At 51.9% G+C, this 12,295-nt stretch carries 13 protein-coding genes; 12 read left to right on the top strand and 1 reads right to left on the bottom strand.

Annotated elements, in window-relative coordinates; all coding sequences use genetic code 11:
* Positions 1 to 46 precede the first annotated feature (46 nt).
* The 12 genes from ACFRAM_RS08585 (at position 47) to ACFRAM_RS08530 (ending at position 11,776) form a co-directional block, all read left to right on the top strand.
* The gene (locus ACFRAM_RS08585; protein WP_175373693.1) at positions 47 to 208 is read left to right on the top strand and encodes a hypothetical protein; all 162 of its coding nucleotides are present in this window, start codon (positions 47 to 49) and stop codon (positions 206 to 208) included.
* 190 nt (positions 209 to 398) lie between these two features.
* Positions 399 to 1,568, top strand: coding sequence for a chorismate synthase (gene aroC / locus ACFRAM_RS08580; protein ID WP_175373692.1), 1,170 nt, complete (start codon positions 399 to 401; stop codon positions 1,566 to 1,568).
* Between the two features lie 2 nt (positions 1,569 to 1,570).
* Complete coding sequence (gene aroB, locus ACFRAM_RS08575) at positions 1,571 to 2,674, top strand: 3-dehydroquinate synthase (RefSeq protein ID WP_379465554.1); 1,104 nt, start codon at positions 1,571 to 1,573, stop codon at positions 2,672 to 2,674.
* Positions 2,668 to 3,042 (top strand): chorismate mutase, encoded by a 375-nt coding sequence (gene aroH, locus ACFRAM_RS08570; protein ID WP_379465553.1) that lies wholly within the window; start codon positions 2,668 to 2,670, stop codon positions 3,040 to 3,042. Before aroB ends, aroH begins: the two co-directional genes overlap by 7 nt.
* A gap of 331 nt (positions 3,043 to 3,373) precedes the next feature.
* Entirely contained in the window at positions 3,374 to 4,927 is a 1,554-nt protein-coding gene (gene trpE / locus ACFRAM_RS08565; protein WP_379465552.1) for an anthranilate synthase component I, read from the top strand.
* Between the two features lie 33 nt (positions 4,928 to 4,960).
* Entirely contained in the window at positions 4,961 to 6,001 is a 1,041-nt protein-coding gene (trpD, locus tag ACFRAM_RS08560; RefSeq protein WP_175373689.1) for an anthranilate phosphoribosyltransferase, read from the top strand.
* Positions 5,991 to 6,821, top strand: coding sequence for an indole-3-glycerol phosphate synthase TrpC (trpC, locus tag ACFRAM_RS08555; protein ID WP_379465551.1), 831 nt, complete (start codon positions 5,991 to 5,993; stop codon positions 6,819 to 6,821). Before trpD ends, trpC begins: the two co-directional genes overlap by 11 nt.
* A complete protein-coding gene (locus ACFRAM_RS08550) occupies positions 6,814 to 7,494 on the top strand; it encodes a phosphoribosylanthranilate isomerase (RefSeq protein WP_379465550.1) in 681 nt (226 codons plus the stop codon). Before trpC ends, ACFRAM_RS08550 begins: the two co-directional genes overlap by 8 nt.
* On the top strand, positions 7,491 to 8,690 hold the full coding sequence (gene trpB / locus ACFRAM_RS08545) for a tryptophan synthase subunit beta (RefSeq protein WP_379465549.1): 1,200 nt from the start codon (positions 7,491 to 7,493) through the stop codon (positions 8,688 to 8,690). Before ACFRAM_RS08550 ends, trpB begins: the two co-directional genes overlap by 4 nt.
* Complete coding sequence (gene trpA, locus ACFRAM_RS08540) at positions 8,687 to 9,508, top strand: tryptophan synthase subunit alpha (RefSeq protein WP_379465548.1); 822 nt, start codon at positions 8,687 to 8,689, stop codon at positions 9,506 to 9,508. The genes trpB and trpA overlap by 4 nt, the downstream gene beginning before the upstream one ends.
* Before the next feature lie 27 nt (positions 9,509 to 9,535).
* Positions 9,536 to 10,633 carry a histidinol-phosphate transaminase gene (gene hisC / locus ACFRAM_RS08535; RefSeq protein WP_379465547.1) on the top strand — a complete coding sequence of 366 codons (1,098 nt, stop codon included), beginning with the start codon at positions 9,536 to 9,538 and terminating at the stop codon, positions 10,631 to 10,633.
* A 48-nt stretch (positions 10,634 to 10,681) separates the two neighbouring features.
* Positions 10,682 to 11,776, top strand: coding sequence for a prephenate dehydrogenase (locus ACFRAM_RS08530; protein WP_379465546.1), 1,095 nt, complete (start codon positions 10,682 to 10,684; stop codon positions 11,774 to 11,776).
* Between the two features lie 320 nt (positions 11,777 to 12,096).
* Here ACFRAM_RS08530 and ACFRAM_RS08525 read toward each other — a convergent pair.
* Positions 12,097 to 12,295: hypothetical protein (locus ACFRAM_RS08525; protein ID WP_379465545.1), on the bottom strand; the 199-nt coding region annotated here is incomplete at its 5' end.

Raw genomic sequence — 12,295 nt, 5'->3', positions numbered from 1 at the left:
GATCTTAGATAGCATTCTCAGTACGAAGCGAAAGGTCGTTTAACTGATGGACAAAAGTAAGGTTATTGCCGCCTATCGGCGCGGTTTCATTACCGTTCGTGAGTGCGGGCAAATTCTCGGCATGGATGATGTGCAGCTTAAGACCCTGTTACAGCTAGAGGCGGACAATAAAGTCTTGCCCGAGGGCAGACGGCGTGTCGGAAGCTGATCTGCATCATCCGGGCCCAGAGCGGCGTCGTTTATACCCAAAAGGGTATAGGCGGCGCTTTTTAACTTCCTGGAAGGATCTCTACAAGGAACTGACTTCCTTGTCAAAGCGGATTCCCTATACTATAATGAGCAAAGATCATCAACATTTTAGCGGTTTACAGTTTAAAAGTGTGAAGGGGGAACGCAGCATGAGTTTACGCTATTTAACAGCGGGGGAAACGCACGGCCCCCAGCTTACTGCCATTATCGAGGGATTGCCAAGCAATCTTACACTGAATTTTGAAGAGTTGAATTTCCAATTGCAGCGCCGTCAAAAAGGATATGGCCGTGGCCGGCGGATGCAAATTGAGAAAGATACCGCCCAGATTGTTGGGGGGGTACGTCATGGTTACACCACAGGTGCGCCAGTAGCGCTAGTTGTAGAGAATAAGGACTGGACGCACTGGAGAAATATCATGAACATCGAGCCGATTCCTGGCAGCGACGAAGAGAAACGCCGGGTTAATCGCCCACGTCCAGGTCATGCGGATCTTAACGGTGGTTTGAAGTACAACCATACCGACCTTCGTAATGTACTGGAGCGCTCCAGCGCACGTGAGACGGCAGCAAGAGTGGCCTGCGGCGCGGTAGCCAGACAGTTTCTGGCGGCGTTTGGCGTGAAAATTGCTGGACAGGTTATTCGAATCGGCGAGATTGAAGCGCCTGCGAATGATCTGCCTATCGATGAATTGATCGCCCGTACAGAGGAATCCTCTGTAAGAGTTGTGGATAAAGAGACAGAACAAAAAATGGAGTCCTACATAGACAAGATCAAAGAAGAAGGCGACTCCATCGGAGGTATCGTCGAGTGTATTGTTGAAGGTCTTCCTATCGGACTAGGCAGCCATGTTCAGTCTGATCGCAAGCTGGATGGTGCCATTGCCGGAGCGGTAATGTCCATCAATGCGTTCAAGGGCGTGGAAATCGGTATCGGCTTTGAAGCAGGCAAGCTGCGCGGTTCGCAGGTGCATGACGAGATTGCCTACGAGGCCTCCAAAGGGTACTACCGGGCGAGCAATCGTCTGGGCGGTTTTGAAGGTGGCATGACCAACGGCATGCCGGTAGTGGTTCGCGGCGTTATGAAGCCAATCCCTACGCTCTACAAGCCACTGCAAAGCGTGGATATTGACACGAAGGAGCCGTTCACGGCCCAAGTTGAACGTTCGGATGCCTGTGCAGTGCCAGCAGCATGTGTAGTTCTGGAGAATGTTGTGGCATGGGAGATTGCGAAAGGCTTCCTTGACAAATTCGGTGGAGATTCCATGGAAGAAATCAAGGCCAACTATGACAACTACCTCGCCCAACTGGAGCGTTACTAGTCATGCGCAGCATCAGGGTGGAATTGGGTGAACGTTCTTATCCGATTCATATCGGCAGCGGCCTGCTGGCAGAGATTGGCGAGCGATGTGCGGAGGCCGGATTCCCGGTTCGCAGCCCGCTGCTGATCGTCAGCGATTCAGAAGTAGCCCCGCGCTACCTTCCAGCATTGGAAGCTGCCTTGAGGGACTATGGATATACTGTTGTTCATCACATTATTGCAGCTGGTGAAGCTTCCAAGTCGCTGGCCGTCTATGAAGAGGTAATGACTACAGCTATCCAGGCTGGACTGGACCGCCGTTCGGCGGTGCTGGCCCTGGGCGGTGGTGTTGTTGGTGATTTGGCAGGCTTCGTGGCCGCAACTTACATGCGGGGAATCGGATTCCTCCAAATTCCTACAACGATTCTGGCACATGACAGTAGTGTAGGCGGCAAGGTGGCAGTGAATCATCCGCTGGCGAAGAATATGATCGGTGCTTTTTATCAGCCGTCAATGGTGCTCTATGATTTGGATACGCTGGCTTCATTACCGGCACGTCAAGTCTCTTCCGGCCTTGCGGAAGTAGTGAAGCATGGCCTCATCCTGGATAAGGATTTTGCTTACTGGTGTCGGGAGCATGCGGCTGAACTGCTGGCACTGCAGCCTGAAGCTCTAGGTTATGCGTTAGAACGCGGCTGTGCCATTAAGGCTCAGGTTGTGTCAACCGATGAACGTGAGCAGGGTCTGCGTGCCATTCTGAACCTTGGACACACAATTGGCCATGCGATTGAAGCGGTTGGCGGCTATGGAGTATTCCTGCATGGGGAAGCCATTGCTATTGGAATGGCAGGTTCGGCACTTCTGGCTGTGAAGCTGGGTCGTGACAAATCTATCTATGATGAGACGGTCTCCATGCTGACGTCACTTGGACTTCCAGTCACTCTTCCTGCCGAGTACAGTGAGGACGAGCTGATGGAAGCGATGATGCATGACAAGAAATTCAAAGAAGGTCGAATGACCTTTATCGTACCGGATGATATCGGGGCGGTAAGTATTGTGGATGATGTGCAGGCATCGCTGGTACGCGAGGTTATTGCACAGCTCAAGAAGGAGGGGAGCCCGTGGTAAACCGGGGGATTCGCGGAGCAACAACCGTGACGGGCAATGAAGAGGCAGAGATTCTGCGGGAGACCGTTGTGCTATTGCGGGAGATCGTAGAACGCAATGATGTTATTGCCGAGGATATTTGCAGTGTCTGGATTACGATGACTGAGGACTTGGATGCTACATTCCCGGCCCGAGCCATTCGGGAGATGGAAGGCTGGGAAATGGTGCCGCTGATGTGTGCCGTTGAGATTCCGGTCAAGGGCAGCCTGCCCCAATGTATCCGTCTGATGGTACAGGTTAATACGGAGAAGGCACAGCGTGAGATCCATCATGTTTATTTGAATGAAGCGCGCAAGCTTCGTCCAGACTTATCACAGACCAAGTCATAAATTAATGATTCGGGGTTGTCAGTGACCTCTGTCATCATGTATAGTGTAGTTAGCCGAGTATAGCAGAGTTTAGTTTAGTTGAGATGAGTATAGCTGAGTTGAGTACAGGATTTAGATGAGATTAGCTGAGAGCATAGAGTGAGAAAGATTCTTTTTTTGAGTTGACTGATTACGGGATAAGTGTATTCAGTGCAGCCATTTAGGGATATTTCTGTAAATGCGCTGCTGATTGTCCTATGCTCTATTTCATATACTTACTTACACAAACCTCTACTTCGGTAGAGGTTTTTTTGATTTTTATAAACCAACCATTCCCTCAGGAGGTAACCCAATGACGAATCCGAGTGTTGAACAAGTAGTGGCACTGTCGCGGGACTATAATCTGATCCCTGTCGTAAAACGGCTGCTTGCCGATATGGAGACGCCGATCCGGCTCTTCCAGCGTTTTGCTTCACGTGACCACGCATTTTTGCTTGAAAGTGTGGAGGGCGGCATCCAGTGGGCCCGGTATTCCTTCATTGGCAGCGACCCGTTCCTGTTGATCTCCGGCAAAAAGGGAGTGATCGAGGTAGAGGTTGGCGGTGAGAAAAAGCACCTGAAAGGCAAGCCGATAGAGGAGCTTAAGGCGCTACTTCGTTCCTACCGTAGTCCCAAGCTGCCTGAGATGCCTCCGTTTACAGGTGGAGCTATCGGATTCTTCGGATATGATCTGCTGCAGTATTACGAGAAGCTCTCCCCGCATGCTAATGATGATCTGAAGATGGATGATATTCGTTTTATGTTTTGCGACCGGATTATTGTGTTCGATCATGTGAAACAGCAGCTTCTGCTGATTGGCAATCTGCATATTAAGGACGGCGACACTGATGCAGACATTCGCGTAAGTTATGAGGCTCTTAGTGCGGGTCTGGAGGAAATGGCCGAAGAATTGCAGAAAGAAGGGCCCAAGGAGAACGTTAACAAGCGCAGTCTTCCTGAAGATATTGAGCTGGGAGATATCCACTCAAATCTGACGAAGGAACAGTATATGAACAATGTGGAGCAGGCCAAGGAGTATATCCGGGCCGGAGATATTTTTCAAGTGGTGCTGTCACAACGGCTGCATATTGAAACTGAGGTCTCACCGCTTCATGTCTACCGTCTGCTGAGAACACTTAATCCTTCACCATATATGTATTATCTGAAAATGGATGAGGAGATCATCGTCGGCACCTCGCCAGAGGCATTGGTTAAAGTGGATGGCAGCAGGGTGGAGACACGGCCGATCGCCGGAACCCGTCCCAGAGGTGCAAATGAAGCTGCGGACCGTGCGCTGGCTGCCGAATTGCTGGAGGATGAAAAAGAGCGCGCCGAGCATCTGATGCTCGTCGATCTTGGACGTAATGATCTTGGGCGGGTCTCGAAATTCGGCACCGTAAAATGCGATTCATTCATGGAGATTGAGAAATACTCGCATGTTATGCATATGGTCTCCGGAGTGTCGGGCACACTGGCCGAGGACAAAGATTTCTTCGATGCCTTCCTTTCCTGCTTGCCAGCGGGAACAGTCTCTGGCGCACCGAAGCTACGGGCGATGGAAATCATCGCGGAGCTGGAACAGGAAGCACGGGGCGCTTATGCAGGCGCTATAGGTTATCTCGGGTTTTCCGGTAACATGGACTCCTGCATCACGATCCGCACCATTATTTTCCGTGAAGGCAGAGCCTATGTGCAGGCTGGGGCGGGAATTGTGTGGGATTCCGTTCCCGAGAAAGAGTACGAAGAAACAATGAACAAGGCGAAAGGCATGCTGAAGGCGATCCGGATGGCAGAAGCGATGTTTCCGGCACAAGTCAAAGAGAAACAGGTAATCAATCAGGATTACATGTATGAATATACCCCTTGATAGAATCATTCAACTGAACAGGAGGAAGAGAGCATGGAGGCAACGAAATTGATACAATCGGGACTCGCCGGTTTGATAGAAGGCAAGGATCTTTCCCGTAACGAGGCGCGGGACATTATGGGCGCGATTATGGACGGAAAGGCATCTTCTGCACAGATTGGTGGCCTACTAACCGCACTGCGGATTAAAGGGGAAACCGTAGATGAAATTACCGGGTTTGCGGAAGCGATGCGCGGCTTCGGTACGCATGTATCTACAGAGAGTGCCCGTCTACTGGACACTTGCGGCACAGGCGGCTCGGGTATTCATAAGTTCAACATTTCCACAGTCTCGGCGATTATTTCGGCTGCAGCGTCTGTAAGGGTCGCCAAGCACGGCAATCGTTCGGCCTCAGGACGCGCTGGCAGTGCTGATGTGCTGGAAGCTCTGGGCGTTAATATCCATCTCAATGCCGAGCAGGCACGTCAATGTCTGGACAGTATCGGCATTTGCTTCCTGTTCGCACAGATCTATCATCCCTCCATGCGGCATGCGGCGGCACCACGCCGTGAGCTGGGTGTTCGTACAGTATTTAACATGCTTGGTCCACTAACTAACCCCGCTGGTGCAGACCGCCAGCTTCTTGGCATCTATGACCGCAGCAAGACAGCAACCATAGCGACTGTACTGAAGGAGCTTGGCTCCAAGCGGGCTATGGTCGTCAGCAGCCTGGATGGTCTGGATGAGATCAGTATCTCGGCACCGACACTGGTGTCGGAGCTAAAGAATGGTGTGGTTAGCACCTATGAGGTGACGCCACAGGAGCTGGGTCTCACCATGCATCCGCTGGAAGACGTATTGGGTGGAGATGCAGCTGAGAATGCAGCAATTATTACATCGGTACTGCAAGGCCAAGTCAGCCCATACCGGGATATTGTTCTGGCAAATGCGGGAGCCTGCATCTATGTAGCAGGTCTTGCCGATACGCTGGCCGGAGGCGTGGAGAAGGCTAAGGCAGTAGTAGATTCAGGGCAGGCATTATCCAAGCTGGAACAGCTTGTAGCGATGACGGAGGAACTTAACTATGTATCTTGATAAAATTGTTGCCACCAAAATTAAAGAAGTAGAGACGCTGGCGGCCAGCTTTTCGCTAGCCCAGGCTGAACGCGATATTGCAGCACTGCCGGGAACCAGAGGCTTCCGTGAAGCCCTGGTGAGCCGCAGGAACCGGGAAATGGGGCTGATCGCCGAAGTGAAGAAGGCGTCACCGTCCAAAGGGTTGATCCGTGCTGATTTCGATCCTGTTGCCATTGCCAGGGGTTATGAAGCAGGAGGCGCGGATTGCTTGTCCGTGCTGACGGACAAGGAATATTTTCAAGGCAGCGGCGCTTATCTGCAGCAGGTTCGTGAGGCTGTTGCACTACCGCTGCTGCGTAAGGATTTTATCATCGATGAGAAGCAAATCTATGAAGCCCGCCTGCTTGGCGCGGACGCGGTGCTGCTGATCGCGGCTATCCTTACACCGACAGCGCTGGCTTCGTTCACAGATACAGCTGCAAGTCTTGGTCTCGATGTGCTGATTGAGGTGCATGATCGCAGCGAGCTTGCGACTGTATTGGATACCGGAAAAGGAACGGCCCCACATGTGCTGCTGGGGATCAATAACCGCAATCTGCGGACGTTCGAGACTTCGCTTGCCACCACAGCAGAGCTGGCCGGAGAAATTCCGGCGGGTGTGCCGGTGATCAGCGAGAGCGGGATTGCCGGACCTGCGGATATCGCCTATTTAGCCACAACAGGAGCGCAGGGTGTGCTGGTCGGAGAGTACTTGATGCGCCAGCCAGATGTAGAGACTGCAGTGAATGTTCTGCTGGGTCCTCTGCCCGAAGGAAAGGGCCGTGTCCGTCATGGCTGAGACAAAGGTAAAAATCTGTGGACTTCAGGACGTTGAAGTGCTAAAATCTATGGAGCGCTTGCCTTTGGATTATATCGGGTTCGTCTTTGCTCCCAGCCGTCGAAACGTGACGACGGAAAGAGCCGCAGCGCTGATTGCGGAGCTGCGGAATTGGAAGACCGGCAGCATTCCCAAGGCTGCCGGTGTCTTTGTCAATCCTGAGCTGGCAGAGCTCAGAGAGTTGCTTGATGTCGTGCAGCTGGATGTCATTCAGCTGCACGGGAATGAGAGCCCGGCATTTTGCCGGGCGGTGAAGCTTGCTTTTCCTGAAGCTCAGGTATGGAAGGCCCTATCGGTGCAGGAGACGGACGGTGCTGCTGCCGGTAAAGGTCTGGCTTCTCTTGAATTGTACGCAGGGAGTGTAGATGCGCTCCTGCTGGATACCTACGATCCTTTGCAGAGTGGGGGTTCCGGCCGAACCTTTGCCTGGGAACTGATACCGGCTTACCGAGAAGCGGCTGCTGCACATGGACTGCCGCTGTTTGTCGCCGGCGGGCTTCATCCCGGCAATGTTGGGGAGCTACTGGAGCAATACGCGCCGGACGGCGTAGATGTCTCCAGTGGTGTAGAGAGCGACGGCATCAAGGATATTATCAAAATGACCGCTTTTGTGGAAAGGGTGAAGCAATCATGACACAGGTACCGGATAAGCATGGACGTTTCGGTTCTTTCGGGGGCCGCTTCGTACCCGAGACTTTGATGAATGCACTGATTGAGCTGGAGGAAGCCTACCGCAAGCATTCGGCAGACCCTGCTTTTCAGGAAGAAATAGATTATCTGCTCAAGCAATACTCCGGACGGGAGACGCCGTTGTATTACGCGGAACGCCTTAGCAAGCATCTGGGCGAAGCCAAAATCTATCTGAAGCGGGAAGACCTTAACCATACCGGTGCGCATAAGATCAACAACGCTATTGCGCAAGGGATTCTGGCTAAAAAGATGGGGAAAACGAAGGTGATCGCCGAGACCGGTGCAGGCCAGCATGGTGTTGCTACCGCTACTGTGGCAGCACTGCTCGGGATGGAGTGTAAGGTATTCATGGGTGAGGAGGATACTCGCCGTCAGGCCTTGAACGTTTTCCGCATGAAGCTGCTTGGCGCAGAGGTTATTCCTGTAACCTCCGGTACGCGAACGCTCAAAGATGCCGGTAACGAAGCACTCCGCTATTGGGTCAGTCATGTAGATGATACATTCTACGTACTGGGTTCAGCGGTAGGACCGCACCCGTATCCGATGATGGTCCGCAACTTCCAGCGGGTGATCGGGGATGAGACCCGCCGTCAGATTCTGGAGGCCGAAGGCCGTCTGCCAGATCTGCTGGTCGCGGCAATCGGAGGAGGCAGCAATGCCATCGGGATGTTCTATCCTTTTGTGGAAGATGAAAATGTTGGATTGATTGGTGTTGAAGCAGCGGGTAAAGGGGTGGACACGCCTTATCATGCAGCTACCATGAGCAAGGGAACCCATGGGGTCTTCCAGGGCTCGATGAGCTATCTGTTGCAGGATGAATATGGCCAGGTGCAGGAAGCTCACTCCATATCGGCAGGTCTGGATTATCCGGGTGTTGGACCAGAGCATTCCTATCTGAAGGATATCAAGCGTGCGCAGTATGTACCGATCACCGATGCTGAAGCGCTGGATGCGCTCAAGCTGCTGTGTGTCACAGAAGGTATCATTCCTGCCTTGGAGTCGGCTCACGCCATTGCTCAGGTAGTGAAGATTGCGCCAACCTTGACGAAGGATGATATCGTAGTCATCTGTTTATCCGGCCGTGGCGATAAGGATGTAGAATCGATTATGGCGTACACGGAAGGGGCGGAAAAAGCATGACAACCGAAACGACGAACCGGATGGATCTGGTGTTCCGGAAGCTGAAGGCTGAAGGACGTACGGCGTTGATTCCTTTTCTTACCGTGGGTGATCCGGATCTGGAGACGACACTGGCCATTATCGCCGAACTGGAAGCCGCCGGAGCTGATATCCTGGAGCTGGGAGTACCTTATTCCGATCCGCTTGCTGACGGTCCGGTTATTCAGCGGGCTTCCACACGGGCGCTGCGCGGACAGGTTAATATCCGCACTTGTATGGAGACCGCGCTCAAAGCGCGTCAAGCCGGCAGCCAGCTGCCGTTCATTTTGTTCACCTACTACAATCCCGTGCTGCAAATGGGCCTGGACAACTTCTTTGCCGAACTCGACGCTCATGAAATCAGTGGTCTGATTATTCCCGATCTACCCATCGAGGAAGCAGAGGATATGCGCAATCGCAGCCGCGCCGCTGGAATTAATCTAGTACCGCTGGTGGCTCCAACCTCTAGCGAACGTATCGCCCGAATCGTGAATGGGGCCAGCGGTTTCGTGTATTGCGTATCTTCGCTGGGTGTTACGGGGGAACGGTCATCTTTTCATGAAGGCGTCGATGCCTTTATCCAATCCGTACGCGAAGCGACAGATCTTCCGGTTGCTGTGGGATTTGGAATCTCGACGGGTGAACAGGTAGCCCGCTTCGCCAAGATATGTGACGGGGTTGTGGTGGGCAGTGCGATCGTCCGCAAAGTGGAGGATGTGATTCCTCTGCTGGATAACCCTTCCACTCGCCAGGCGGGGCTGTTGCAAATTCGTGAATTTGTGGCACAATTAAAACCATAACTACAATATGGAGAGCGAGGACGGTTCATGAATCCTAAACCGAATATCGTAGACTTGCCAGTCTACAAACCAGGGAAACCTATTGAAGATGTTAAAAGAGAGCTTGGCTTAAAGGAAGTTATTAAGCTGGCTTCGAATGAGAATCCTTACGGGGCTTCGCCCAGCGCGAAAGCCGCGATTATCAAGGAACTAGACAATCTGTATCTTTACCCGGACGGGTCGGCTGTTGAATTGACAACTGCGCTGGCTGCCCATCTTGGCGTGAAGAATGACAATATTATTTTTGGCTGTGGCTCCGACGAAATCATCGCGTTGATCACTCGTGCATTCCTCTTGCCTGGCGATGAGACGATCATGGCTGATCAGACCTTCTCTGTCTATAAGAGCAATGCGGACATCGAAAGCGCGATTACAATTGAAGTGCCGCTGATCGACGGGACACATGACCTAGATGGCATCCTGGCCCGTGTTACGGACCGCACCAAGATCATCTGGATCTGCAACCCTAATAACCCTACAGGAACCATTGTAGCGCATGATGCTCTGCTTGCCTTCCTGGATGCAGTGCCTGCACATGTCATGGTTGTGCTTGATGAGGCATACTGCGAGTACGTTACCGATCTGTCCTACACAGATGGTATCAAGCTGCTCGGCACCTATCCTAACCTTGTAGTGCTGCGTACCTTCTCCAAAATCTACGGATTGGCTGCTCTGCGGATTGGCTACGGTGTTGCCAGCCCAGCTATCATTTCGTTGATCAATAAGGTGCGCGAGCCATTCAATACAACCAGAGTTTCTCAGGCAGCAGCGCTGGCTGCTCTGCAGGATCAGGACTATGTACAAGAATGTCGTCGTCTTAACAGTGCCGGCATTGTGCAGCTTCAAGGGGAGTTTGAACGTCTTGGTCTGAAATCTTTCCCGGCGCACGGTAATTTCATTATGGTGGATGTGCGTAAACCTGGACTGGAGATCTTTGATGCGTTACTTCGCAAAGGGGTCATCGTCAGAGCAGGTCATCAAGTGTATCCGACTTACATTCGTGCTACGGTGGGTTCCACTGAGCAGAATAAAGCCCTAATCGCTGCGCTCGAAGCTGTGTTGTCCGAGCAAGGTGTACTGGCATAACGTGATATAAGTGAACTGAAAACACAGAAGGCAGGTAGTTCAAAGAACATGACGACAAAAATAGCAATATTCGGTGTCGGTCTGATCGGAGGCTCTCTGGCCCTTTGCTTTAAAGGCAAGGAGGGCCTGACCGTTGTAGGCCATGCCCACCGTCCTGAACTCGTTCAGAAATACCTTAGCAGAGGCGTGGTTGATCATGCCACGCTTTCTGTCGAGGAAGCGGCACTTGATGCCGATTTTATTTTTTTATGTGTACCTGTAGGACTGCTGGAGGAATACCTTATTCAGCTCAGTAAGCTCCCACTGAAACCAGGCTGCATCATTACAGATGTCGGCAGCACCAAAGCCAGCATCTCCGCATGTGCGCTCACGCTTGATTTGCCGGATGTGCACTTTATTGGTGGGCATCCGATGGCAGGCTCCGAGCGTTCCGGGGTGGAAGCAGCCTCTTCACTCTTGTTCGAGAACGCATACTATGTACTAACACCTCCACCTGATGTACCGGAGGAGGCTTATCATTCATTGTCATCTCTGCTTTTACATACGAAAGCACAGATTGTAAGGCTGGACCCGGAGCACCATGACGAGATCGTTGGTGCCATTAGCCACCTGCCGCACATCATAGCTGTGGCGCTGGTGAACCAAATTCATGCTTATGACAATAAGGATTCGCTATATAGCACATTAGCTGCGGGTGGTTTCCGTGATATTACACGGATTGCTTCCAGTGATCCTGTGATTTGGCGTGATATTCTGCTCAACAACCGTTCTGTAATGCTGCGCCTATTGAAGGACTGGAACCAGGAGGTCGATGCTTTTATCGGCTTGCTGGAGGCCGGAGATGGAACGGGGATTGAACAGGCTTTTCACGAAGCGAACAGCTTCCGCAGTCAGCTTCCGGAGCGGCGTAAGGGCATCATCACGCCGTTGTTCGACCTTCATATTGATGTGCCGGACCATCCGGGTATTATCGGACGGATTGCGACCGAACTGGGCGATCAGGGTATCAACCTTAGCAACGTGCAGATTATTGAGAGCCGGGAAGATGTTCCCGGGATCATGCGCCTGTCCTTCCGTCAGGAGACGGACATGGAGCGAGCCAAGATCCTGCTGCAGCAAAGAGACTATACGGTATATGTGTGAAAGCCGGGGCGTGATGCCCCGGTTTTTTTGTGCGTTCAGAGACGAGTGTGTGGACTTTGGTTGTCCGAACTTAGGTGTACGAACTAGGTGTACGAACTAGGTGTACGAACTCAGGTGTGAGGACCAGGTGTGAGGACAGAAGTGTGCCGACTCTGATGTGTGCAGCTCTAAGCTCTGAAATTCTCCAACGCAGATTGCAATACAGCCATATGCCATATTGTTCAGATAAATAACAGGAAAAGTTCCAGCTAATTTTGTCTTCTGGGCACTTTTGAAAGTATTAACAGGAAAAACTCCAGCTAATAAGCTGCGGTATTGGCTTATTTGCCAAACAGGGGATGAATAACTGGAGAAATTCCTGTTAATTGAGGCGAAAAGCAAATATTATCCAAAATAACAGGAGAAAATCCCGTTACTGGATCACAACCCAAACCCAAACCCAAACCCAAACCCAAACCCAAACCCAAACCCAAACCCAAACCCAAACCCAAACCCAAACCCAAACCCAAACCCAAACCC

It is taken from the genome of Paenibacillus sp. NPDC056722 (assembly GCF_042790635.1).
Taxonomy (GTDB): domain Bacteria; phylum Bacillota; class Bacilli; order Paenibacillales; family Paenibacillaceae; genus Paenibacillus_AQ; species Paenibacillus_AQ agri.
The sequence above is the reverse complement of the archived record's forward strand: the minus strand, read 5'-3'. Positions and strand labels throughout refer to the sequence as shown.